17 protein-coding genes are annotated in these 25,314 nt (G+C 38.3%); 10 read left to right on the top strand and 7 right to left on the bottom strand.

Features of this window, described 5'->3' with window-relative positions:
* Positions 1 to 77: 77 nt before the first annotated feature.
* Genes R2R28_RS22105 through R2R28_RS22085 form a run of 5 tightly spaced genes read right to left on the bottom strand, consistent with a single transcriptional unit; the run spans position 78 to position 7,290 of the window.
* Positions 78 to 1,862, bottom strand: a complete 1,785-nt coding sequence (locus R2R28_RS22105) for a hypothetical protein (protein ID WP_316827828.1) — start codon at positions 1,860 to 1,862, stop codon at positions 78 to 80.
* A gap of 2 nt (positions 1,863 to 1,864) precedes the next feature.
* Positions 1,865 to 3,997 carry a DUF4175 family protein gene (locus tag R2R28_RS22100; RefSeq protein ID WP_316827827.1) on the bottom strand — a complete coding sequence of 711 codons (2,133 nt, stop codon included), beginning with the start codon at positions 3,995 to 3,997 and terminating at the stop codon, positions 1,865 to 1,867.
* Positions 3,984 to 5,354, bottom strand: coding sequence for a BatA domain-containing protein (locus tag R2R28_RS22095; protein ID WP_316827826.1), 1,371 nt, complete (start codon positions 5,352 to 5,354; stop codon positions 3,984 to 3,986). The genes R2R28_RS22100 and R2R28_RS22095 overlap by 14 nt, the downstream gene beginning before the upstream one ends.
* 2 nt (positions 5,355 to 5,356) lie before the next feature.
* Entirely contained in the window at positions 5,357 to 6,244 is an 888-nt protein-coding gene (locus R2R28_RS22090; protein WP_316827825.1) for a DUF58 domain-containing protein, read from the bottom strand.
* Positions 6,244 to 7,290 (bottom strand): MoxR family ATPase, encoded by a 1,047-nt coding sequence (locus tag R2R28_RS22085; RefSeq protein ID WP_316827824.1) that lies wholly within the window; start codon positions 7,288 to 7,290, stop codon positions 6,244 to 6,246. The genes R2R28_RS22090 and R2R28_RS22085 overlap by 1 nt, the downstream gene beginning before the upstream one ends.
* 103 nt (positions 7,291 to 7,393) lie before the next feature.
* Between R2R28_RS22085 and R2R28_RS22080 the strand changes: the two genes are divergently transcribed.
* The gene (locus R2R28_RS22080; protein WP_316827823.1) at positions 7,394 to 8,023 is read left to right on the top strand and encodes a DUF4159 domain-containing protein; all 630 of its coding nucleotides are present in this window, start codon (positions 7,394 to 7,396) and stop codon (positions 8,021 to 8,023) included.
* Between the two features lie 314 nt (positions 8,024 to 8,337).
* Here R2R28_RS22080 and R2R28_RS22075 read toward each other — a convergent pair whose 3' ends face one another.
* Positions 8,338 to 8,805 (bottom strand): Lrp/AsnC family transcriptional regulator, encoded by a 468-nt coding sequence (locus R2R28_RS22075; RefSeq protein ID WP_316827822.1) that lies wholly within the window; start codon positions 8,803 to 8,805, stop codon positions 8,338 to 8,340.
* Between the two features lie 322 nt (positions 8,806 to 9,127).
* Here R2R28_RS22075 and serC point away from each other — a divergent pair, with 322 nt between their 5' ends.
* From serC to R2R28_RS22060, 3 genes are all read left to right on the top strand, one after another.
* On the top strand, positions 9,128 to 10,225 hold the full coding sequence (gene serC / locus R2R28_RS22070) for a 3-phosphoserine/phosphohydroxythreonine transaminase (RefSeq protein ID WP_316827821.1): 1,098 nt from the start codon (positions 9,128 to 9,130) through the stop codon (positions 10,223 to 10,225).
* An 8-nt stretch (positions 10,226 to 10,233) separates the two neighbouring features.
* Positions 10,234 to 11,358 carry a DUF1015 family protein gene (locus R2R28_RS22065; RefSeq protein ID WP_316827820.1) on the top strand — a complete coding sequence of 375 codons (1,125 nt, stop codon included), beginning with the start codon at positions 10,234 to 10,236 and terminating at the stop codon, positions 11,356 to 11,358.
* Positions 11,359 to 11,583: 225 nt separating this feature from the next.
* Positions 11,584 to 12,369 (top strand): DUF4350 domain-containing protein, encoded by a 786-nt coding sequence (locus R2R28_RS22060; RefSeq protein WP_316827819.1) that lies wholly within the window; start codon positions 11,584 to 11,586, stop codon positions 12,367 to 12,369.
* 3 nt (positions 12,370 to 12,372) lie between these two features.
* On the opposite strand, the gene R2R28_RS22055 is transcribed toward R2R28_RS22060, so the two are convergent.
* Positions 12,373 to 12,933, bottom strand: a complete 561-nt coding sequence (locus tag R2R28_RS22055) for a DUF1543 domain-containing protein (RefSeq protein WP_316827818.1) — start codon at positions 12,931 to 12,933, stop codon at positions 12,373 to 12,375.
* A 306-nt stretch (positions 12,934 to 13,239) separates the two neighbouring features.
* Here R2R28_RS22055 and R2R28_RS22050 point away from each other — a divergent pair, with 306 nt between their 5' ends.
* From R2R28_RS22050 to R2R28_RS22025, 6 genes are all read left to right on the top strand, one after another.
* Entirely contained in the window at positions 13,240 to 14,946 is a 1,707-nt protein-coding gene (locus R2R28_RS22050; RefSeq protein WP_316827817.1) for an FAD/NAD(P)-binding protein, read from the top strand.
* Between the two features lie 762 nt (positions 14,947 to 15,708).
* Positions 15,709 to 18,702 (top strand): SusC/RagA family TonB-linked outer membrane protein, encoded by a 2,994-nt coding sequence (locus R2R28_RS22045; protein ID WP_316827816.1) that lies wholly within the window; start codon positions 15,709 to 15,711, stop codon positions 18,700 to 18,702.
* A 17-nt stretch (positions 18,703 to 18,719) separates the two neighbouring features.
* A complete protein-coding gene (locus R2R28_RS22040; RefSeq protein WP_316827815.1) occupies positions 18,720 to 20,318 on the top strand; it encodes a RagB/SusD family nutrient uptake outer membrane protein in 1,599 nt (532 codons plus the stop codon).
* 75 nt (positions 20,319 to 20,393) lie between these two features.
* Positions 20,394 to 21,068 (top strand): hypothetical protein, encoded by a 675-nt coding sequence (locus R2R28_RS22035; protein WP_316827814.1) that lies wholly within the window; start codon positions 20,394 to 20,396, stop codon positions 21,066 to 21,068.
* A 10-nt stretch (positions 21,069 to 21,078) separates the two neighbouring features.
* A complete protein-coding gene (locus R2R28_RS22030; RefSeq protein ID WP_316827813.1) occupies positions 21,079 to 22,119 on the top strand; it encodes a DUF5007 domain-containing protein in 1,041 nt (346 codons plus the stop codon).
* Between the two features lie 35 nt (positions 22,120 to 22,154).
* Complete coding sequence (locus tag R2R28_RS22025) at positions 22,155 to 25,313, top strand: SusC/RagA family TonB-linked outer membrane protein (RefSeq protein ID WP_316827812.1); 3,159 nt, start codon at positions 22,155 to 22,157, stop codon at positions 25,311 to 25,313.
* Position 25,314 lies beyond the last annotated feature (1 nt).

Below are 25,314 nucleotides of genomic sequence, written 5' to 3'. Positions count from 1 at the left end.
TTACGATTTTATCGTTTTAAACGATAGGCTATTAACGCTCGTTAGAAACGAACGTTAGCAACTTGAGACGATCGATTTTAAACCGCCAAAATCCTTGCTTCGGACCATAAAAAGGCAGCCGCAAGTAAAAATCCGGCAAAAAAGAACCAATTTGATATTTCTTCTTCAATAACCAAATCTTTTAACTTTACCTTATTTTTAGCAGTATCTAAATTCTTGAGAAACCAATGCATACTGTTTAAGGTTTGCTGGTTTTTAAGCGTTTGCCAATCGGTTTTTTCATAAATATAAACAGATTCGGTGTTTTGGTTTACTTGTAAGTTTGTCCAGCCTGCTTCTTGGGGCCAACAGAAAGCATCCCATTGGAAAGGAAGCTCCATATTTTGCCGTGGACTCCATGTAACACCATCCATTTTTAATCCTGGAACCTTACCCGATTCAGCTAAATCTGTAATAATTCTTACTTTTTGATTAGCGGTTGGGAATTGAGGAATGATGTTTACAGCTAAAACCTCATTTCTTTTTCTCGCGGCATTTGCCAAAAGTTTAGACCAATAAGTGGCGTAATCTGTTTTTTGCCCGGAAAGTAGCCAGTTATAAGTTGATGAAAGGGTAGAAACCAATATTTTGCCGGAGCCACTGATACTACTGTTTACCAGTGTTTTTCCACTAACATCAGCAATAATGCTTTGATCATGTTCGCCTGATTTCAAAAACAAAGCCTGCTCAATGGGCAGTGGTTTAAATTTGAAATGATCTTCGGCCAGACTCAAATTTAGGGATTTATCTTTCAAAACAGGAGATTCGAAACGATTGAACCTGCTGCTAAGCGTGGTTAAAGCTTTTAAACCGGAAACCCTGATGAGTAACCCCATTCCATTATTAACCGCAACATTTATTAAGGTTCTTTCAGCGGGACTGATGGCTGCGAGTTCTTCTTCATCAATAATCAGGATACCGAATTTTTTTAAGGTTGAAGCACTGATTTGGTTAAGGTTTAAGCTATCGATATTTAAAAAATCGGAGGCATGCTTATTTTTGCTGATCTGGCTTCTGAAAGCCAGTGGATATTGGTTTTCGTACAACCAGTTTTTTAAGAATTTATACTCAAAATCGGGGAAAGAAGCCAGGATTAGCACTTTCATTGGTGCCTGATCGCCTACCTTAACGGGTACAGGTTCTTTAGCAAGGGTGTCATTTTGTTGCAGGGCAATGAGTTGATAAATGGCTTTTCCACTTTGTTTTGGTGTAGTTTTGAAAGAGAAAGCTTTATCAGATTTTGCTCCAATGGTGGTAGAATCGACAGCTTTACCTAAACCTTTGAGTAAAAGTTTAACACTTTTATTACTGGTGTTTTGATAAGTCCCCTGAACGGTAAACTCATCGCTGGTTTTTAATTTCCCCTGCCAGTTGGCTTCGATAATCCCTCCAGGATTAGCAGATGGGTGGAATTTGATCTGATAACCTTTAAGTTTTTCCAGTTCTGTTGCATGTAAACCGTAACCGTAAATATTCAGTTTCCGGATATCAGGGTTGGTTTTTAAAAAATAAGATAGGGCAGAAACGGTTGTAGCCCTTATATTTTTTAAATCTACTGATGGAAGTGCATATTTTTTGCCTTTTAAATGACTAACTGAATCGGGATGAGTACCTTCTGTTAATAAAATGATTTCATCAGATTGTATTTGCAGGTGTGTTTTATATTTAATGGGCACAATTAACAATACAAAACAGGTAATAGCTATGATATTCGCCAAAATTCGCCAGAATAGCCTTGCTTTATTTGACCTTTTTATCTCTTTGTACAACAAAAAGCCAAGCAATAACGTAGCAACCAGAATGGCGGTGTATTTAAATTCCATATCTATCTGCCAGCTTTGTTTAAGTTGTTAAAATAATTCTGGTACAATGCAGAAGCCGGGCCAGCGCTTTGTGTTTGTGGTTTTGCTGGTTCGGTACTGATCATTTTTTGTATAGCCTGCTGAACCAGATCAATATCTTTAACGATCAATTTATCTGCTGTGCTTAATTTCCGTAAACTGGTAAGCGCATTTAAATAAGTAGAGAGATTGTCTGCTGCGGCACCGATCATGTATTTTTCGGTTTCACTGAGTAAAAAGTGATCGTTTTCGGTAAACTTTTTGCCTGTTTTTCTACTTTCCAAAAGGGCAAGTGTGGTTTTTAGCGAAGCTGTTCGTTTTTCTTTCTGCTCGAAGCTCATTTTCTGTACAGGCTGCATAATTTTGTCGAGTTCGCCGCTTAAGCGTTTCTCCGGTTTTAAAGCAGAAACCTTAACCGTGGTTTTGGCTACATAAGCCCTCGATTTCTGTTGCAGATCTTTGAGCAATCTTAGTGCTTTATATTCGTAAGGCAAAGCTTCCTGTGGTTTGTAGGTCCGCAAACGCAGTTCGGCGTTCCACATTTCAGTTAAAACAGCCTTTAACTGGGCTTTCATTTCCGGCTCGAAAAAGGTAGCATCTTCTGCAATATCGTGTTTGTGGGCGTATTTGTCCATAATGGCACTTACATCACCAAATTTTTCACCTTCGGTTTTGTGTTCGGCGTGTTCATCATGGTCGTCGTGATCGCCACCAATTTCAGTCTCGTTTTCTTCGCCCAAAAACTGTCCGTAACGCAACCTCAATAACTTTTGATCAATACCAAGGTCGTTGCTTCTGGTTTTAAAAGTGGCTGCTGGTAAGGTAGATTGCTCTTTTAATAATTTCTCGGTATCGATAATAATCTGCCTTTCGCTTCTGAAATATTCGGGTACAAGGTTTACACCATTGGTCATGCCGGCCAAACTCATTAATTCCGTGGTATCTACAATCGAAACAAAATACACATCCGAACGGCTCGATTGACCGTGATTATCCATCGCTTTGATGAAAAAGTAAAGCTCATCACCGGGTTTCATGCCAAGGCTTTTGAGGTCGATGGATTTATTTAGTGTAATACTTTTCCTATTATCGAAACTGGTATTGAAAGCGAGTTTTTTCTCGGTAAAACTTACGCCTTCACCTTTACCACTAGCCATTGTTGCTGAAATAAAAGCATCAACGATACCATAATCATCGGTGAGTGATACATTCAGTTTAAATTTTTGTGGTTGACCAATATCAATCGTAGTATGCTGTTTAGGTTGCATAATTTTAATGGTCACCGGTAAATCGGGAATCACTCCAATCTGGTAGAGGTCTGATTTTTTGCCATCCAGCTCGAGTTGATAAAAGCCTGATTTATTAATGGTTTTACTAAAATTCCATTGCGTATGTGCTGCATTTAAGGCTTTTAATGACGAGACTTCGTTGTCGTTAAAAATGAGCTTTAGTTTTTTGATTGCAATGTTCGTTTCAATTTTCCAGTTGATTGTAGCGCCTGTTTCGGCGTTAATGGTAAATTGTTTCTGTTTCCGTTCGGCCTTTCCGGTATAAGCCGGAGGAATAATGGTGGCACTGAAGTCAGAAATTTCTGCAGGGATATTTTCTTTAATAAGCGGAACTGAAGTTTTGGCTTCTGGTGAATTTAAATCTGGTTTTTTGATTTGAGGGATTTTGCTGATCCCGAAGCTGATGATTAAAGCAACAAAAAGGATGCTTAAACCAGCATTTAATTTTTTTGCCGGTTCTTTTGGTTGAACCAAATTTGGAATAATGTTTTCTATTTTGTTGCGCTGTAATTGTTGCAGCGCGGATAATTCCGCTTGGTTCTGTAGCAATAAATCGGCACTTTCTTCCAGTTCGGGGTAACGGTTATTCACAAATCTCGAAACATCAAAGTCGGTGGTTTTCCAAACAGGTTTGCTGAACAATAAAATAGCGAGGGCAGCTGGGAAAATAACCGTAAAAATCCAGAAAGGGAAATGCAGCAGATAAATACCAACAGCCGATAAAAACAAAGCAATGCCTAAAGCAGTGGCAATGGCGCCAATCAGGTAAAAACTGATCCACCTCATCCTTAGGCTACGTATCCAGTTTTGTCCTTCAGTTTTTAACATATTGTGGTTTTTTTCTGAATGATAAAATGCGTTCGGTAGCAAAAATCAAAAATGCTGCAATCCAAAATACCGTTATGAGCGGTTTATTTTGAATAGTTTTTGTCTGTGAAACAGTTTTATTGCCCTCAATAACTTCTTTCTGTTTAAAGGATACGGTTCTTTGATCGGCAGGGTTATTTTCGAAGCCAAAATGATCAGGATTTTTATCCAGGATGACGATCGGCATCAGTGCTTTTACAAATAAAGGATCCCAAACGAGTTCGTTCCATTGTGGGTTAAACCGGCTGTAAAAGTGGAAAGTGTTTAAATTGCCGGTTTTTTCCTTTGTTAAAATTGCATTGCCAAAACCATCGGTCCATATTTTTTCCGCCTGGTTGGCTGATGCGATTCTTTTGCTCAATTTTAACTGTTTTCCATCGATATTAATAAAAGATGGAATGCTCAGTATTTTCCCTTTTTCGTATTGAAATAAAGTGCTTCCTGGAGCAATTAATGATTTGAAACCTGTTGAAATGGCTTCATCCGACAACCAGAAACCAATAGTAGCTTTGCCTGTTGGAGGATTAATGATGATTTTCCGTTGACTAAAACTGCTAATGGCTTTTAAAGCCGCGATGATGTATTTGCTGTCGGTAATTCCGGCCCCTTCATGTATGATTATGTTTATTGGAGCATCATCTGACAGGTTTAGGGCTTGATACACAGTGTTTGATGGATTGGATTTCGCTTCGTACTTTTTCCCAGCATAGGTGGTAATCCAGCTGCTTAAAGTATCGTTTTGGTTGAGCGGAATCCAGCTCAGTTTATAATTTACGGTTGGCAATTCATTCCCAAAACGGTTTAAACGCCGATCAGCAAAAAGATAAACCTGCGCTCCTGCTGGCACGATTTGACCGGCCGCACTAAGTAAGGTTGTATAATTTAGATTATTGTATTGCCTGATCTGATTGGTAGTGGTATCTATTAAGGTTATGGGCAAAAAACCCACATTAAAATCGTGAATTTCGTAACCTTTTTTTAACAGAGAATCGATCTTTTTTTGATGCGTTTTAAAAACCTGTGGGAAATTGTTTTTATCGACCAAAATCCACCCTGTTTTACCATTAATTGCCGTTGTTTTTTTAAGATAGGGTTGTGCCAAAAGAAACGCCAGTAACACCAGTAGCAAGCAACGCAGCACAAACAAAAGCCAATCGTTAATTTTAAAGCTTTTAGCGCTTGCACTCGAACTTTCGCCGAGCAAAGCAATGCTGCCTATTTTGATGGTTTTGCCCTGTTTTACATTCCACAGGTGTATCACAAGCGGGATAATGATGCCTGCAAGCGCAAATAGACCTATGGAATATAAAAATTGCACGGTTAAATTCTAAGTTTACTTCTTTGTTTTAAAAAATCCCTTAAAGCCTGGTCCAAAGGTTCGTCTGTACAAATTGTTCTATAAAAAATCCTTCTGTCGAGCAGTTGTATCCTGGTTTCTTCAAGATAGCTGTTAAGTTTGTTCTGATAATCTGTTCTTGCTTTGCTTTGGTCTATCTGAATGGTTTCTCCGGTTTCAAGGTCCTCAAAATTGATATAACCTTTAAAATCAAGGTCGAGTTCGTTTCTTGATAGCACATGGAAAACCACAATTTCATGCCTTAAAGTATTCAATGTATCCAACAATTTGATGATTTCGTCATCTTTCTGGTACAGGTCGGTTACAAAAATCAGCAGTTCGCGTTTTTGAGCACCTGCAAATAACGCTTTGTAATGAATGGGTTTGGTAAATGTACCATCGGGATGGATCTGTTCCAACTGGTAAAACAAACGGGCCAAATGCTGGTAATCCTGTTTGGGTGTCATCGAGAAAATGCCCGAATTCTTCATCACATATAAACCAATCGCATCGCCCTGTAAATTGGCAAGGTAAGCTAAAGATGCACCGAGGTATTTTGCATAATCTATTTTGGTAAAATCGCCGTCACTATGGTTCATCGATGCGCTTGCATCAATTAATATGCGTACGGCAATATTGATTTCCACTTCCGATTCGCGGATGTAATAACGGTCGGAGCGGGCAAACATTTTCCAGTCCAGCGAACGCAGGTCGTCACCAGGTTGGTAACTTCTATACTGGCTAAACTCCAATCCAGGCCCTTTTACGGTACTTTTATTAATGCCGTTCATAAACCCATCAATCGTCATTTTAGCCGATAATGAAAGGTCTTTAATGGCCATCAATATTTTTGGATCGAGCAGTTTACTCATTAAATATTGGCTTTTGGTTTCGAAATGGATTTAATCAGTTCGTCGGTTACTTTGTCTGATGAAACGTTTTCGGCCTCTGCCTTAAAGTTCATCAATACCCTGTGGCGCAACACCGGATAGGCCATGGCTTGTAAATCTTCCAGAATTACCGCGTACCTGCCTTTAAATAATGCCCTTGCCTTTGCCGTCAAAATCAGTGCCTGCCCCGCACGTGGTCCAGCGCCCCAGCGTACCCATTCTTTTACAAAATTTACGGTGCTGGTTTCAGGCCGGGTTGCACGGATGATCTCACTTACGTAGATAATTAAGTCATTGCTGATGCTTACCTCACGGGTAATGGCCTGGAGCGCTTTAATTTCTTCAGCACCGATAACCGGGTTGATTACTGCTTTTTTGCTGCCTGTTGTGCTGCTTAAAATCTGTGTTTCTTCGGCTGCGGTAGGGTAACCGATTTTAATGTATAACAGAAAACGATCTAACTGTGCTTCGGGCAGGGGGTAGGTTCCGGCCTGTTCAATAGGGTTTTGTGTGGCGAGGATAAAAAATGGGCGGTCTAATGGATAGGTTTGTCCTCCATAGGTGACCTCAAATTCCTGCATGGCCTCCAACAGTGCCGATTGTGTTTTCGGTGGTGTCCGGTTTACCTCATCCGCCAGGATAATATTGGCAAACAGCGGACCTTTATTAAACTTAAAAAAACGTTTCCCGGTTACATGGTCTTCTTCTAGTATTTCGGTGCCCACAATATCGGTAGGCATTAAATCGGGTGTAAACTGGATTCTCCGGAAAGAGAGGTCTAAAGCCTGCGACATGGTCTTCACCATTAAAGTTTTGGCCAACCCGGGCACGCCTTCCAGTAAACAGTGTCCGCCGGCCATTAAAGCAATCAGCATTTCTTCAATGATCACATCCTGACCCACAATTACTTTCTGTATTTCACTCTTTAACAGGGAGATCTTATCGATCAATATTTTAAGCTGGCTTTCTGAACGCTCCAAAGTGATTAATTTTTTAGTTTGACGATATGGTGCTTCAATATAGGGCATATTGGCAGATAGTTTTTAGCCTTGTGGAAAGAATATCAAAAAATTTACAAGATAATTGGTGTAAAAAGTCCGATTTATAAAAAATGAAGGTAATTTTAGGGTGATGCAGAGAGCTAAATTTACATTTGCGAGGTTAAAATATAATTCTGGCGATTGGGATACCGATCAGCGGATGCCTTCCAATCTTTTAAATTCCCTTTTAGAGTACACAACTATTCCTTTGGATGAAGAAGAAAAGATTGTGGAACTGGGTAGTAAAGATTTGTTTAAATATCCGTTCTGTTATTTAAGCGGGCATAAACTGGTGCAGTTCAGTCAGCAGGAAGCCGTAAATTTTAAAACCTACGTGCATAATGGTGGTTTCGTTTTTGTTGATGACTGTAACCATGATATAGATGGTTTATTTGCCCGATCATTCGAAACCCAAATGGGGAATCTTTTTGGCGCACAAGCTTTGAAGAAGATCCCAAACAATCACGGTATTTATAACTCTTTTTTTAAGTTTGAAAAGGGACCACCAACCACCTCATTTGAGTTAAACGGCTGGGGTGATGACCTGGTGCATGATTATTTAAAAGCCATTACGATTAACAACAGGATTGGGGTGTTGTATAGCAATAAAGATTATGGATGTGAGTGGGATTACGATTTTAGGAACAAACGCTTTTTGGCTGAGGATAACACCAGGTTTGGGGTAAATATTATTTTATATGCCATGGGGATTAACAGTTAGGCTTTTAGAGAAATCATTTTTATAATCAAGCATATTTGTGCTGTAAGATGTTACCATCTGTCAAACGCTTTCTATGTTTTATAATCAAGTATATAAAAAATATAAGAACATATAAGCTTATATGAAACTTCAACGTATTATATGGTGAAAACCTTTGTTCCTGCTTGCTGTGTGCATTTGTTTTACCGCCTAATTCACCTGAGTTCAGTAATTTGCAGTTACCAATAAAATAATGGCTAATGAAACTGTTTTAATTTTCAGTTGGCAATTTGCAGTTACTATTAAACTAATGGCTAATGAAAAAATGAACTAACCTAAAGCGCATAAGCTGTTTCTGCCTTTGATTGAGAAAGTACCAAAAAGCTTTGGATGTTGCCAACATAAGCCAACGCACCAATATTATCCCTCAGGAAATTGTTGTAAGCAACCATATCGGGCATGGCTACTTTAAGCATAAAATCAAAATGACCTGTTAGGTGGTAACACTCCATTACTTCGGGGTATTTTTGCATTTCAGCCTTAAATGCCCGGACAACATCTTCTGAATGGACATTGAGTTGAATGTGCGGAAATGCGATAAAATGCGACCTTAGCTTATCGATATCTACAATGGCCACTGTTGATTTAATATAACCATTTGTTTTCAGCTTTTTAATGCGATCTACAATATGGGTCATGCTTTTTCTCAGCTTTCCCGAAACTTCCTTATAAGTTAATAAGCCGTCGCGCTGTAAAAGGTTTAGGATTTCAATATCTGTCTGATCAACTCTTTGCGATTGCATGTTATTGCTTAGTGTATAATTTATTCGTTTTTGTTTACTTCCTTAAAATCGAAAAATAGTTAAAATAAAGTATATTTAGGTTAATTTATTGTTCTTTTATAAAAGTATACTTAGTGTATTTATTACAATAATAATGAAATTTTTAGCATCAAAAAAAAATTATATTCTGTAACCTGAATTTTATGATCATTAAAACCAAATTTTTGAACTGTTTATGGGTTTATAAAAAATAATTTTTACCAAATAAAACGCTTGTTGCTTTATAATTTACTTAACTACTGATCTTTACGGAGTAATAAATTTAACCGAATATTATTTTCTGATGCTTAAAAAACACAACTTTGGTGCTGGCCCCTGCATATTGCCACCATCTGTAATGGAAAAGGCCGCTCAGGCCGTAATGAACTGGAACGGACTGGGTTTGTCTATTTTAGAGGTGTCGCACCGTTCGCCAGAATTTGAGGATGTGGTACTTAAAACTCAGCTTTTGGTACGCGAATTATTGTCTGTGCCAGATAATTACGCTGTAATTTTTATGCAGGGTGGCGCCAGTATGCAGTTTTCTATGGTTCCGATGAATTTTTTAACGGCCGAGAAAAAAGGTGCTTATCTGGATACCGGTTATTTTGCGCTGAAAGCCATTAAAGAGGCAAAGTTATTTGGTGAGGTTGAGGTTATCGCTTCTTCAAAAGACAGGGATTATGCTCATATTCCTGATCAGGATTACAATAATCAGCAGGCTGCCTATCTGCACTGTACTTCAAACAATACCATCGAGGGGACAGAGATATTCGATTTTCCTAAAAATGATATTCCATTGGTTTGCGATATGTCGTCTGATATTTTTTCCAGAAAGATTAACGTTAGCGATTTCGACTTGATATATGCGGGTGCCCAGAAAAATATGGGACCTGCTGGAATGACGCTCATTATTGCCAAAAATGAATTTCTCAGTCAGGCGAAAAAAGAAGTGCCCTCAATGATGGATTATAGCTTGTTTCGGGATAATATGAGCATGTACAATACACCGCCTGTGTTTTCTATATATGTGGCCATGTTAAACCTTTTATGGTTGAAAGACCAGGGAGGAGTAAATGGCATAGAACTGCAAAACATCGAAAAGGCTAAATTGTTATATCAGGAGATCGATCGAAATCCTCTTTTTAAAGGTACAGCTGATATTGAACACCGCTCCAGGATGAATGTAACCTTTAAGGCTATTGATAAAGAAGCAGAAGTTGCCTTTTTTAAATTTGCAGCCGATCAAGGATTGGTAGGCATTAAAGGTTACCGTACCGTTGGTGGTTTCCGTGCTTCACTTTACAATGCACTTCCCCTCGCCAGCGTAGAAGCCCTGGTAAATGCCATGGCCGAATTTGAAATAAGCTACAGCAGAAAAAACGTTACTGAAACTGCATAAACTGTTAAATGATGATAAAAATCACTCCGTTAAAGGCACTGATGCCCGGTAAAGATATATTTGACCTGATGATTTCTGATCAGGTAAATGGTGAGATGCCTAAAAACGAGCAACTTTCTTTTGAAGATCTGATCAACCTTTTTGGATGTGCTTTAGAAAATCATCCTGCTATTTACATTTACGAATTTCGTGCAGAAAGTAAATCAATGCGTGGTATTTGGGCCATGACAGATCTTTCTGAAACTTTAACAGAAACTATTAAGCGGCACGAAGAAACCATGTCATCAAAAGTAGCATCGCTTAAAACAGATAAAGGAAAACGAAAGCTGGAAAAATCACCCATTCTACTGGTTCATAAACAAGAAAAAGGTTTAACTGCTTTGATCGATTGGGTCATCGCTAACCAAAAACCACTGGATAGTGAATGGTCTCAGCTGGGGCATTTTCTGTATCAGGTAAGGGATGAAGCATTGATTGATCAATTTGGTGCCGAGTTTGCAAAGTTCGATCAGGTTTATCTGGCGGATGGACATCATAGGCTAGAAGCGGCCTACGCCCTGCAAAAAACAGTTCCACAGCAAATTAGTAGCCTGTTTGTTTCTGCCAGATCAATTTCAATTGACGCATTTCACCGATTGGTACGTGGGATCGAAGTTTCTCCGGCAATATTGATGGAGAAATTAAAAAAATATTACACCATTTCTAAAATCCCGAACAATAAACCCTATAAACCGGATCGTAAAAATAGGATGGGGCTTTGTATCAACGCCGAATGGTATCAACTGGATCTTCGCAAAGATTTGCCATACCTGCTGCAAAAACCGGATACCGCAATTCTTCAGGATCTGGTATTAGAACCTATGCTCGGTATCAGCAACCCGAAAGACGATGACAGGTTAAGTTGTTTTCCTGATTGTAAATGGAACCAGTTTTTAGCAGAACTTGAATCCTCGGCGCTGACTATTGGCTTTTCGCTTTTTCCGATGACGGCCGATGAATTTATTGCGACTGCTGAAAAGGGGAGGTTTCTGCCGCCAAAATCCACCTGGATAGAACCAAAGATTCCACAGGGATTTATGGCAAGCAACCCAACGGCAATCACCGCCAAAGGTGAGCAGATACGGTTAAGTTAACCGCTAAATAAGTGATATGTTCGAACTGGATTTAGAAAGTATTGGCCAGATAACGGCTACTTTTATGATTGTTGGTTACTTTTTGTTTTCGTTGTTTAAAAGGCGACTGAAATAAAGGGAGGTAAAATAATGTTGTACAATTGGAACGAAAGAATTCTATTACCGTTAAATTTTATATTTTTGAGCTACGGCTCTCCTTTAATCTAACTACAATATAATATGAAAATGCTTTTTAGACTTTGTCTTGTTTCTGTTTTAACTTGCACATCACTTTTGGCGGGTGCACAAACCGTTACACTCGATTATTTTTTTAACCGCGAAACCCGTAAAGATAAACAGGGTAAAGAAATCCGCTTCCACTACCTGTGGAACGAACATGCTATGAGTGGTTTTTCCATTTTGGGTGATGTGTTTAAAAAAGAAGGTTTCAAATTAGATTCGCTGGAAACAGCACCAACATTAGCCAATTTAAAAGGAAGTAATGTTTATTTAATTGTAGACCCCGACCGTCCGAAAGAAAATCCTAAACCGAATTATATAGAAGCCGAACATATTGCAGCAATTTCTGCCTGGGTAAAACAGGGTGGGGTTTTGGTAATGTTTGCCAACGATAGTGCGAATGTAGAATTACCACATTTTAATAAACTGGCCAATGTATTTGGCATGCATTTTACCAACGAAATGCAAAACCATGTAATTGATGATGCCCATTTTGAAGATGGTGCTATTGTGATAAAAAATAATCCGGTGTTTAAAACAGCCAAAAAAATCTTTATGAAAGATGTATGCGCTATTGGTACCAAAAATGGCGCAAAACCTGTATTAAAAAATGCTGCCGGGGCAACGGTTATTGCATCGGCTAAATTTGGTAAAGGAAATGTAGTTGCCATTGCCGATCCATGGTTGTACGATGAATATGTTAATGGCCGTTTACCAAAAGAAATGGGCTTCGAAAATGATAAAGCTGCTTACGATCTTGCCGTTTGGTTAAAAAGCCTAAGCAAAAAATAATAGCTAAAGTTTATCCAGTTTAAAATACCCTAAATGAATCTCATCTTCAGGTAATCCTGAAGATGGTTTTATTTCGATATGGTATTTTTGTTTGGCCTCTTCACTTAAAATATCCTCTATTTTATAAATATCGTCAACATCAATTCCATATTTCTCGTCGATGTGAGAATTAGCACCTTTTATTGAATTGGTTTTGAAAAAAACCGTTTTTTTTGCGTCCTGAATAGCTTTGGCCCGTTCATCATGTACCGATAGTACAATATGGTGCTGTTCGTATAATTGATCGGATAAGTAGCCCCCTAAATTGATAAAAAACAATTTATGTAATGAAAATGGTGTTTGCTCATCTCTTAACTTAATACTGATTTCATAATCATCCACTTTATTTACTTCCCTCCAACCATCAATATGCAGGCTTGTGCCTGTTCCCGGCCAAAAAGCTTTAATCTCTGGAACGAGGTCTTTTAACGAATGGGCAATGCCGAAAAAATAATCGTGTTGCTCTACGTTTCGTTTTGGCGCTTTAGAACCCAGTAAAATCATGTATAGTTTTAATTCGTTCATTAGTTTAATGGTTCAATCGTTCATTAATGATTGATCATTGAACATAACTGATCCAATCATTACTATTTTAACAGCATTAATCGAATTTGGTTCTTGACAGCAAGAAATTTTTAATAAAGCGGTCGTCATCTCGCCCGGAACATAGTGGGATGGAGAGATTTGGCTCGATAGATCTCTCGGCTACATTACACTCCGCTCGAGATGATGATTTTTCGATAGATATCCTCTGACTTCGGACCTCCGCCCCCTGGACTTTTTAACCACATTCAAAACAATTTCATCTTTTTAGGATTATATCAACTATAAATGAATACAAAAACAGCAAAACACAAAATAGCCATTATTGGTGGGGGCCCAAGTGGTCTCTTTATGTACAAAAGGTTGACGGAATCAGAAACAACTGATCTGGAGATCGATATATTTGAGCGTAAAGATTATTTGGGTGCTGGTATGCCATACAGCGCAGAAGGAGCAAATGTAGAACATATTACCAATGTATCAGATAATGAAATTCCGGTTATCTATAATTCTATTGAAGATTGGGTGAAAATTGCACCAAAATCGATTTTGAAAAAGTTCGACATTAATGAAGCAAAATTTAATGAGTACAAGGTATTACCCAGGTTGTTTTTCGGCGCATATTTATCTGCTCAGTTTAATCTCTTAAAAGATGCTGCGGCGAAAAAAGGCATTAAAACCAATGTTCATTTAAACTGTATCGTGGAAGACGTGATTGATTTTCCTGATGAAGATAAAGTAGCCGTTAGTGTTAAAAATCATGATCAGGCGTATTTCGATCAGGCCATTATTTGTATTGGTCATAATTGGCCAAAAAGATATGAAGGCAGTATTCCAAACTACTTCGATTCCCCTTATCCGCCCAAAAAGCTTAAACTAAAGATAAATCACACTGTAGGCATTATGGGCTCTTCTTTAACAGCAATTGATGCTTTAAGGACTTTGGCCAGGCAAAACGGAAAATTTGAAGATAATGAAGATGGAACATATTCTTACCAGCTAGAAAGCAAAGGGTTTAAAATTGTGATGCACTCGCGAAGTGGCTTGTTGCCGGCCATCAGGTTTCATCTGGAAGATTCTCACCTGGGCAAAGAGGAAACCTTAACTAAGGCCGAAATTCATAAAAGTATAGCTGATAACAACGGTTTTTTACCTTTAGATGTTGTGTTTGAAAAGAATTTCAAAGAGATGTTTATCAAAAAAGATCCGGCTTTTTACAAGAAGATCAAAGATATGAAGCTCGAAGAATTTGTAGAAGCCATGATGGGTTATCGGGAAAAGATGGAGCCTTTCGATTTATTTAAAAAAGAATATGAAGAAGCAGAAAAATCCATCGAAAAGAGAAAATCTATCTATTGGAAAGAAGCTTTAGCAGTGCTGAGCTTTGCCATGAACTATCCGGCAAAATACCTTTCGGCCGAAGACATGCAACGGTTACAAAAAGTATTAATGCCCTTAATTTCTATTGTAATTGCATTTGTGCCTCAAAGTTCTTGCAGAGAACTGTTGGCCTTACATGAAGCTGGTGTGTTGCGTATTGTTGCTGTTGGAGATGACGCCGGGATAGAACCCTTAAAAACAGGTGGAGCAAATTATCATTATAAAATAAACGGTAAAAAAACGACTACTCACTTCGATACCTTTATCGATTGTATCGGTCAGCCGCATCTTTCCTTTAACGATCTTCCATTTAAAAGCTTAATTCATCATAAAACGTTAAGCCCTGCAAGGTTAAAGTTTAAATCTGCCGAAAAAGGAAAAGCAGCAATGAAGAATAACGATTTAGTAACGCGGAATGATGATGATACTTACTATTTAACAGTCCCTGGAATTACCATAAATGATCATTTCCAGGTAGTGGATAAAAATGGTATTGCAAATAAAAGAATTTACATGATGGCCGTTCCATACATTGGTGGTTACAATCCGGATTACTCCGGAATCGACTTTTGCGAGGCGGCATCAGAGGCCGTAATCAACAGCATTTTAATTTAAAAAAACGAAGCTGATTTTTATCAGTAAGAGCAATCACTCAAAAGTTTTTAAGTGATTTTTTTATTTAATTACTTGTAATACAGTTGTTTGTGTTTGTTGTTTAGCTGTGTATTAAAAAAAACAAACGTTTGCGCTTAGTTTGTGTTCAATAATTTCTGATGTCGTTTTATAAAACAATCAATTGTATTTTAAAATCTATACTAAGGCAAAATATGCTTACGATGCTTTAATTTTTGAGATAGTGATCATTGTCATTTTAATGTTTTTTTAAGCATGTTATACAATAAGAGAATATAAGTTTCATAAAAGCTAAAAAAAAGAGCAACTCATTGTTTTTAAAAAAACACTTATGTGCCTATAGTTTAGTGATTAACGCATTTTTTAAGCAAACGTTTGCGTTGAAAAAAATAAAAATCCGGCTTTCTTAATATATACCTTGCATTAACAAATCATACTAGCCGATATTTTATTTTTAGTGTACGAGCAAAAAAAGCCTGCTAACCACAGGAATAATTAACTAATAAAATAACCTCTAACCAAGGTATAACAAACAAGCAATAACTAAACCGTTCATGGTTCTGCCTATTAGGGCTATGAATTTATATTAATCAATTCTAAACCACATCCGTATGTTCAAAAATTTTACTTTTTGTCTCCAGGCATTGCTGTGCCCAAAAAAAACAACCCGAGGTAATTTCTTAATTACTTTTTAAGCAATCGAGTTTCTTCTTTAAACAAAAAAATCAAACAAAAACTAATCAAATGGTTAAAATTTACACAAGCATTTGTTTTGCCTTGTTTTTATGTGTTTTTGGATTTCAATCTTCACATGCCAATGAGGCATTGATTAAGAGGATCAATAGCAACTATTTTGCCTTTCAGCAAGATACCTCTAAATCTAAAAAAGATTTATCCGCAAACGCTGTAAAAACAGATACGATTGGGCAAATGATCAAGGCATTGCAAAAATTTAAAGCAGTACGCGATACGGTTAACATCCGTTCGGCAGCACCAGTTCCAAACCTGTCGTTACAACAGATTATTAAAGGCAATTTAGCCGGAGTTTATGTACAGGAACCCAATGGTGAACCTGGAACTGAGCAGAGTATTATTATACAAGGTACATCGGGCCTGCTGTTTAACAAAAAAGATATTTACGCTTTACAGCCGGCTATCTATTTAAATGGTGTGCCCCTGGTAGCTGATAATCCTTTTGCATTTGATGTGCAAAAATACGACTATAACAGGATTGGCCCTGCAACCAATTTATTATCGCAGGTAGATATTAATAATATACAATCTATTACGGTAATAAAAGATCCTTTCGAACTGGCTAAACTTGGCCCGAATGCAGCCAATGGAGCGATATACATTACTACCAAAAGCGCGAAGGCTGGTCTTAGAGATATTAGCGTAAATTCTTATTTTGGTTATGTAACTGCTCCAAAAGTAAATACCGTTAACGGGGTTTATGAAAATAATTTCAGAAGTCAGTTTTACCAAAAATATAACCCTACCGGCAACCTGGCGTCTTATTTACGCGATTCTACCAATGTGGCCTATTTTGGTCCATCAAACTGGACTGACTTATACTACCAGAACACGCCAACTTTTTCTGCTGATTTAGGCATCACCGGAGGAACAGACCGCGCAAATTTTAGGTTTTTTGGTTCGGGTACGCAAAATGCAGGAAACGCTGATAACACAGGATTAAATAGGTACAATTTGTTTTTTGGGATAAATATGGCGCCTTTTAAATGGCTTACTGTATCGAGTACGGTTAATACGGCCCGTTTAGATCGTACCAGGAACAAAAGCTTACGCGATCGCTTTGCCGAAACACGTTACATTCCGGATTTAAGCAGTCCGCTTTCTCCTAATGCAGAATCTTACGCTTCCTATTTAACTCAAAACGATAGAAACGTAGATAATAACCGTTCTACCGTATTAAACGGAAACCTGACCTTAAGTGCAAAGGTGAATAAATTTACCATCTCAACTACAGGTTTATTTAACTATAACGAAGGGGTGAGGGATTATTTTATACCATCAACTTTACTGGCAGGGATTAGTTACATATCTAACTACTTTGGTTATAGTCAAAGGGTATCCATCAATAACAACATTAGCTACAAATATGATATTAATAAAAATCATGTAGTTGATTTTGAACTTGGACAAAGCTTACAGGGCGATACCTACAAATACAATTATTCCAGGGCTTATAATGGTCCGAACGATTATGTAAAACTGGCGTTTGTAGATGGTAACCCAACTAAAGACGGAGCTGATAACCCCGATTACTTAAACGTACTGGCCAATGGCAATTTTTATGTATTCAGGTACATAGATAAAGAGCGTAATAATTTAATGTCGTTTTATGGCTCTGCAAAATACGCTTATAAAAACCTGTTCACCTTAAGCGCATTGTTAAGAAGAGATGGCGCTTCAAATGGCCAGCCTGATAGCCGTTGGGTAACCACACCGGCATTTAATGCCAACTGGAATTTAAAACAACAATTTTTTAAAGACAGTAATGCCATTGATGCATTACACTTAAGTGCAGGCTGGGGCAGGACTTTGAGGATTTTCCAGGATGACCGTTTTGCTGCAGGACCACAATACCGTTCAGAAAACGGATGGGAAGAAGAACCAACTATACCAGGTTACGGTGGTTTACTGGGTATTAACCGCCCATATAATAGTGGTTTTATTGGTTATAACATTAGCCTGCCATTTGCAGACAGAACCAGTGTAACATTAGATGCAACCATGTTAAACAGCCGTATCAATGCTGCTGTAACGGTATATAACCGTGATGATAAGAACAGTGTAATTGGTTTACCTGTTGCTGTTGAAACTGGTTATTCTACCCAATATAAATCGGGTATGGATATTAACAACAAAGGGATAGAGCTTTTGGTTAATGGAGCTGTTTTACAACAACGCGACGGTTTAAGCTGGAACACAGGTTTAAACATAGGCTTTAATAAAAATAAGCTTGCGGCATTACCTGATGGTTTAAACGAACTAATTTATCAGAATGATAATAAATTACAGGTAGGAAAATCGGTTGGCAGTTATTGGTTATATACCAATGAAGGTATTTATAACAGTGATGCTGAAGTGCCCGCTGGCAGAACCTTTAACGGTATTCCTTTAAAAGCGGGTGATCCGAAATGGGTTGATTACAATAATGATAACCGCATTGATAGTAAAGATAAGGTATTAACCGGCGATCGATTACCAAAAATTGTTGGTGGCTGGAACAATACTATTGCTTACAAAAACTTCGATTTAAACTTCAATTTTATTTTTGCTGCGGGGCAAAAAGCAATAAACCAATACGAGGCAACCCGTTATGGTTTTGTAAACCGCGAGGCTGGAAACGATATCAATTCGGTTAAGGAAGTTTCTTCTTGGCAATCGTTCGATAACGAGAAAAACTATCCGATATATAATCCATGGAGCCCGGTAGATCCTTATCGTTCTGATCAGGACCTGTTTTTGGAAAGCGCCTCTTATGTAAAATTAAGATCGGTTACACTTGGTTACGATTTCAGTAAAACAGGTTTATTCAAAAAAGCGGGTGGCAAAATCAGAAGAGCTTATTTGTATGCTACAGCCTTAAACGTATTTACACTGACCAATTTTTCAGGTGTTGATCCAGAACTGATCAATTACAATGGAATATACGACGGTGCAAATATTACCATCCCACGAACATTTGTTTTAGGCTTTAAACTCGATTTATAAAATATACCATAATTGATATGAATTATTCTAATTATAAAATTAGTATCTACAAGTCGGTTACCATTGGGTTAATACTAACCATGGTTGGTATGGGTAACTTTTCCTGTAAAAAAATTGATGATGTACAATCAACAAGATTGGCCACCGAAGATACCAACTGGAAAACGCTTGAAGATGCAAAGGCAAATTTACTTTCGGTATATGGCTTAATGCGTTCGGCCACGGTATCAGATAATACCCACTGGTTAATGGGCGATTTACGTCAGGGCGATTTTCAGATTACCAACCGTGCAGATTTAAAATCTATTGTTACGGGGCAGTTAAATGCACAGTACCCGGTTATTAACAGGATTACGAACTGGCGCAGGTTTTATGCGGTAGTTAATGCGGCAAGTTTATTTATTGAGCGCTCTAAACAAATTGTACCGTTAGATTCGCGTTATACCACAATAAACAATAACGTAGATATTGCACAGGCCAGAATATTAAGGGCATTTGCCTATTTCTACATGGTAAGGATATGGGGCGATGTGCCTTTGTTAACCTCCTCTCATGATGGCGATTTTATCCAGTTACCAAGAACAGGTAAAGATAAAGTTTTACAATATGCTACTGCCGAGTTATTGGCTGCTGCGCAGGTGGTACCTTTTAAATATGGTGGCGATGACCCCATTTTACCAGGGCTATATTATGGCGACGGCTGGTCTAGCTGGAACGGAAATATTTTTACACGTTTATCGGCCTACATCATTTTAGCACACATTGCGGCCTGGCAGGGTAATTACCTTGATGCGGCTACTTATTCGAAATTTGTGTTAGATAACTATACCAAATCAAACGGAAGCGGCTCTAACGGGATCGTTTATTTAGATATGGACGCCTTAACAGAAAATGTGAATTACTACAGTCCATTTGCTTTTAAACGTGCAACTGTACTGGTAGGTTTTCCATTCGAGGCAGGTAATGGTTTATCAACAGCGAACGGCCATATTGAGCAGTTAACCTTGGCATCGCCATTTATCCCAAAAACACAACCTGAAATGTTTGTGCCAAAAGATAGTATCCTTAAAATATTTACCGATCCGGGAGATTTAAGGTTCAGTGTTAACCCCACTACAGGTTTATACCGTACCAATTATTTTTACAATTTCGCTTCTGAGCAACCCATTTTTAACAAAATTAAGGTGATTTATACCGCTCAAACCTCGGGTAACCTAACCTTGTTTAGCTCTACCATGCTGTTTAGCCGTATAGAAGAAATTACCTTACTAAGGGCCGAAGCCTGTGCCGTATTAGGGCAAAAGGATGAAGCCATTTCTGCACTAAACAAAGCAGCTAATTTAAGAGGCACACTTCCTTACGATCCAACAACAGGTGCAGATTTGGTAAATGCCATTTTTGAGGAGCGCAGAAGAGAGTTAATGGGAGAGGGGTGGAGATGGTACGACCTTGTAAGGTACAACAGGATTAAAAATTCTACAGGCACCTTTATCAGAAAAAATGGTGTGCCGCTCACATTTACACAGTTTGAGCGTGCAGGTGGTATTTACTGGCCGGTATCGCAGGATGTAATCAACGCCAACCCAACAGTTACTCAAAATCCATATTGGCAATAATTATTTATAGGATGATGAGCCGTCTGGATTTTCAGATCATGATCGCTTCATCACCATTGAAAAAGAAATTTACGGATGAAAAAGAAATCATTTAAAAGTAGTCTAGTATTACTGCTCGCATTTACCGGCATTTATTTTAGTGCCTGCAAAAAAAGCGATTCGCCATATTACGATTATACCAATACAGTACAAACTTTTAAAGGCTCGGCTATGGATTATTTAAAATCCAAACCTAACACTTTCGATTCGCTTTTGGCGGTATTGGATCGTTTCCCCGCCTTAAAAGATTCGTTAACGAATCAGAAAGTTACCCTGTTTGCGCCGGTAAACGAAAATTTTGCAGCATCGGTTAAATATTTAAATCAGGTTAGAAAAGCCGGTGGCAGGGCTCCTATCTATTTAAAAACTGCCGATCCGGTAGAACTGGAATTTATGCTTTCGAAATACATTGTAAGGGGTAATTTAACAACTAATGCTTATGCCAGCACGGTTGATGGTATTTCAGTAGTTACGATAGATAGCAGTTATCCTATGCATGTTAAAGCATTAAAGGCAGATGCATCTGGCTTTATAGGCGGAGGAGCTACCACATTAGAATATAGTGATATGTTCGGCTCAACCATTAAACTTAACTGGATAACCACCACTACCAATGCGGTTAACATTAAAACCAATAATGCTACCATCAACATTTTAACCCCACTGCACAATTTTGGGTTTGATGAATTTACCTACAGAATAGACCAATAGCCTTATGAAGATGAAAACTAAAAAATACTTTCTTAGTGTAGCGATAATGCTAACTGGCATGATGCTCATATTGGTGTCGTGTAAGAAAAATTTGCCCGATAATAGGTTGTCTATCGCTAACGATAGTCAGTATACACAATTTCTGTATCAGCCTACTCTGGGTAGAAATACCTTATTTACCAACAATTTTACCTACGGCAACTCAAGCAGGCCTTTGGATTTTAAAATTGTAAACATGCGCACATTTGGCGGTGAGCCTGCTCCTGAATTAACCAAGCTTTATCCGGTTAAGGTATGGAAAACGGCTTATGATGGTACGGAGAAAACGCTGGCCGAAATTGAGGCAAAACGTGTAATCGAAAACCATCCTTTGTTCGAAGTACGTCCGCATTCTGGTGAGTTTTTGATGTGGGCAGAAGCCAACTCCAATATGATTAAAGCGCAACCGGATTCGGGTTATGTTTTTGATGTAGAAATGTCGAATACCGGAGGAAGGAAATATTTTCAGAATATGCGCCTTGCACCACTGCGTGAGCGCCCGTATGAGCCATCACCACTTGATCCGGTTACAGGTCAGGGAACTTCTACCTCTGTTAGTCCGTCCGGCCTTTTTATTACCGGCGTAAGAACCAACCAGTTTTTATCTTCCAATGATGTAGCCGTGGTATTTAATAAATTACCAAAAGGCCTTCCTGGTTATTCAGGGCACAGCATCAGTTTCAAATTTATAGATACACTGGCACAGGCTATCGATCCGAATAAATTTGCTTTAACCGACTGGGGCAGTTTAGTGCACGGTTTTAATATGGTAAAAGACGCCACAAAAGTAAAGTTTGATGTGGCCTATCCCATTCCGTTAACCATTTATCCTACAAAATATACCACTACAGATGGCGGTGCGGCAAGGGTTGTATTCAGGTTCGACAGGCAGGCATTTGGTGCGGCTTTACTGCACTGTTATCTCGCATTAAATTTCAAGATCTACGAGGAGGGCGATTGGGAAATTATCTTTCAGTTTAAGAACGACAAACCAAAATTTGATAACGACTGATGAAACAAACTAAATCCAAACAAAACATATTTCCAATGAAGTATTTTTACAGTATAGTAATCTTATTGATTTTTGGTTTGCATAATATTGCCCTGGCTCAACAGCAGATTGCGGTTACCGGTACGGTTTATGATGGCGAATCGAAAAAGAAAGAAACCATGCCGGGTGTAAGCATTTTAAGCGCTGGCAAGGTTTTAGGCCAAACCGATGGCGATGGCCATTATAGGGTAACTGTTGCATCAAATGCAGAAATTACCTTTAAATATTTAAGTTACATCACGCAAACCATCAAGGTAAATGGAAGAACTACCATTAACCTTACTTTACAGGGCGATAACGCTACCCTTAAAGAGGTAACGGTTACGGCAGGTTACCAAACCAAAACCAGAACCTTAACCACAGGATCTACCGTTACCATTTCGGGTAAAGATATCCAGGGGCAGCCTGCAAGCGATGTAATGTCGCTTTTACAAGGTAAAGTTGCTGGTCTTAACATTCAAAACAACACAGGTGCACCGGGTTTTAGGGGTTCTATTACCTTACGTGGTATTTCGAATATCAACGTATCAGGTTCAGGAAGCTCTAGTTTCTTAACTCCAACCTCACCATTGTTTGTTATTGATGGGGTACCTGTTGATGACAATACCAATTATTCGTATGGTTTTCAACAAGCCGGGCCGGGTGTATCACCTATCTCACAAATTCCGCCAGAAGATATTGAAGATATTACTACTTTAAAAGATGCTGCTGCTACCTCATTATACGGATCGAGAGGTGCTTATGGGGTTATTTTAGTCACCACCAAACGCGGTAACTCTAAAATACCTGTAGTACGCTATACCGGTGCATCCTTCTTTTCAATGGTTCCTCAATTGCGTAGTGTTATTGGAGGTAAAGGTGAGCGCCAGTTAAGGATCAATCAGATCCTGCAGAACGATACCACTTATAACCATGCAGTAGATATGATCAATTATAATCCGATTTTGGCGGATAGTTTAAATGCCTACTACAATAATTCTACCGATTGGCAATCCTATTTTTACAGAAATACTTTTAACCAAACCCATAACGTAAGTATTTCGGGTGGTGATGTAGCTTTTAACTATAAAGTGGGTTTAGGTGCTTATGATGAAACCGGGATTCAGGAGAATACAGGCTATTCGAGGTATAACCTAAATATGAATATGCAATATAACCCAACGCCTAAATTTAAGTTGTTTGGTCAGTTGCAAAATTCAATCCAAAAACAGCAGGTAGGCAGTGGTAATGGTTTCTTAAATAGTGGTTTAGCCACTACGGGCCAGGCCTCCAGTTTATTGCCTTCACCATCTCTATTCTCTTCTCAAAGTGGGGTATTGGCACAATTACAAACCGATAATGATAATAAATCATTACAAACCTTTGCTACCATTAATGCAGAGTATGAGGTTTTTAAGAATTTTAGGATTGCTACTTTTTTAAACTATACCAATAGTACCGGTACAAAAGATAATTTTTCGCCGGCGGCCTTAAATGGCAACCAATCAAAATATTATACCTATAACGATCGTGCTACCAAATTATATAGCCGGAACCAATTCTCTTACGTATATGGTTTAAAAGATGCTGCGGGAGAAGATACACATACCTTTAACCTTTTTGCCTTTACCGAAATCAACTCGAGCTTTTTTAAAGCCGATGCCATATTGAACGAAAAAGGGGTTAACGATCAGTTAAGAGGTCCTTTAACCAATATGACGAATTATTATACTTCTTTGGGTGGAACCATTGATTATAACGATGCCAGGAGCGTAGCCTTTGCCGGTGCATTTTCTTATAACTATAAACAAAAATATGTATTAGACTTTAACTACCGTTTAGATGCCAACTCGGCAAATGGTGAAAATGCCCGTTATATCGCTAATCCATCTATAGCCTTAAAATGGAACTTTAACAAAGAAAAGTTTATGGAAAACATTAAATGGGTTGATTATGCCGATATCCGTTTAAGTTATGGTTCTAACATACAGCCCGTAGGAGGTGTTTTTGATGCCTACGGTAAATATGTGGGAGGAAACCGTTATAATAATGCCAATTCCATTATTCTGGATTTAAAAAGACTTCCGAATTTAGATTTACAGCCTACTAAAGCAACTACTTATAACGCCGGTGTTGATTTTAGTTTGTTCCAAAACCGTTTTTCATTCGTTTTTGATACCTATTACAAACAAAACGATAACATTTTCAGGTATAAGGATATTTCAAATGCCAATTCATTCGAAACGGTGGCTTCCAACGAAATCAGTAACGTAAACTACGGATGGGAATTTCAAACAACTGCCCGTCCATTAAGTCCTACAAGCCCGTTTAAGTGGACCATATCAGGAAACTTAGCCATCAACAGAGAAATTTTGGCACAATTGCCAGATGGGTTAAGAGACTTAATTTATTATGATAAAGCGTTACAACAGGATACCTATTATCGCTTAGGTACCAATTCGTTATCAAACTACTTGTACAATACTAAAGGTGTATACTCTACCAATGCCCAGGTTCCTGTTGATCCGAATACAGGTTTACCTTACCGAGTAGGAGGTACCGGCCGCTTAAATTATTTCAGGGCAGGAGATCCTGTTTTTACCGATCTGGATGGAAATTATGTGCTTGATGGTAACGATAGGGTTATTGCAGGTAATTCACAGCCACAAATAACCGGCGGTTTTTATTCATACCTGCAGTGGAAAAACTGGAGTGTAGAGGTAAACACTTCTTTTACCCTGGTACGTGATATCATCAATAACCCGTTGGGTAAACAATTACAGAATTATACCGACTTTAAAAATTTCGGTAGTTTGGTGCCGCTTGATCAGCTTAATTACTGGAGTGCACCCGGACAGAATGCAACTTATGCCAATCCTTTAGATTTTGTTCGCGCAGGTATTATCGATCCTTTCAGGTTAAACCAAACGGCATTTCAGGAAGATGGCTCATACTTTAAACTAAACTCAATTAAAGTGTATTACATTTTTGATAAGAGATTTACCAGCAGGTTTGGAATGAATAGGGTAAGTATAAATGTTACAGCAGCCAACCTTGGTTTTATAACACGCTACTCCGGACCAAATCCTGAGAATGTAACCAGTTTAGGTAGAGATGACTCAGGAGGTTATCCTTCTCCAAAGCAGTTTACATTAGGTTTAAACATTGAGTTTTAAA

The sequence above is a fragment of the Pedobacter miscanthi genome (assembly GCF_032678605.1).
Taxonomy (GTDB): domain Bacteria; phylum Bacteroidota; class Bacteroidia; order Sphingobacteriales; family Sphingobacteriaceae; genus Pedobacter; species Pedobacter miscanthi_A.
Note: the sequence above shows the minus strand (reverse complement) of the source record. Positions and strands in the feature narration are given on the sequence as shown.

What these genes read in the sequence shown, in the direction of transcription:
- R2R28_RS22035 (WP_316827814.1), top strand. Translation starts at nt 20,394, where the DNA reads ATGAAAAAGAAATCATTTAAAAGTAGTCTAGTATTACTGCTCGCATTT.
- R2R28_RS22025 (WP_316827812.1), top strand. Translation starts at nt 22,155, where the DNA reads ATGAAGTATTTTTACAGTATAGTAATCTTATTGATTTTTGGTTTGCAT.
- R2R28_RS22030 (WP_316827813.1), top strand. Translation starts at nt 21,079, where the DNA reads ATGAAAACTAAAAAATACTTTCTTAGTGTAGCGATAATGCTAACTGGC.
- R2R28_RS22100 (WP_316827827.1), bottom strand. Translation starts at nt 3,997, where the DNA reads ATGTTAAAAACTGAAGGACAAAACTGGATACGTAGCCTAAGGATGAGG.
- R2R28_RS22055 (WP_316827818.1), bottom strand. Translation starts at nt 12,933, where the DNA reads ATGAACGAATTAAAACTATACATGATTTTACTGGGTTCTAAAGCGCCA.
- R2R28_RS22065 (WP_316827820.1), top strand. Translation starts at nt 10,234, where the DNA reads ATGATGATAAAAATCACTCCGTTAAAGGCACTGATGCCCGGTAAAGAT.
- R2R28_RS22060 (WP_316827819.1), top strand. Translation starts at nt 11,584, where the DNA reads ATGCTTTTTAGACTTTGTCTTGTTTCTGTTTTAACTTGCACATCACTT.
- R2R28_RS22050 (WP_316827817.1), top strand. Translation starts at nt 13,240, where the DNA reads ATGAATACAAAAACAGCAAAACACAAAATAGCCATTATTGGTGGGGGC.
- R2R28_RS22105 (WP_316827828.1), bottom strand. Translation starts at nt 1,862, where the DNA reads ATGGAATTTAAATACACCGCCATTCTGGTTGCTACGTTATTGCTTGGC.
- R2R28_RS22040 (WP_316827815.1), top strand. Translation starts at nt 18,720, where the DNA reads ATGAATTATTCTAATTATAAAATTAGTATCTACAAGTCGGTTACCATT.
- R2R28_RS22080 (WP_316827823.1), top strand. Translation starts at nt 7,394, where the DNA reads ATGCAGAGAGCTAAATTTACATTTGCGAGGTTAAAATATAATTCTGGC.
- R2R28_RS22045 (WP_316827816.1), top strand. Translation starts at nt 15,709, where the DNA reads ATGGTTAAAATTTACACAAGCATTTGTTTTGCCTTGTTTTTATGTGTT.
- R2R28_RS22075 (WP_316827822.1), bottom strand. Translation starts at nt 8,805, where the DNA reads ATGCAATCGCAAAGAGTTGATCAGACAGATATTGAAATCCTAAACCTT.
- serC (WP_316827821.1), top strand. Translation starts at nt 9,128, where the DNA reads ATGCTTAAAAAACACAACTTTGGTGCTGGCCCCTGCATATTGCCACCA.
- R2R28_RS22085 (WP_316827824.1), bottom strand. Translation starts at nt 7,290, where the DNA reads ATGCCCTATATTGAAGCACCATATCGTCAAACTAAAAAATTAATCACT.
- R2R28_RS22090 (WP_316827825.1), bottom strand. Translation starts at nt 6,244, where the DNA reads ATGAGTAAACTGCTCGATCCAAAAATATTGATGGCCATTAAAGACCTT.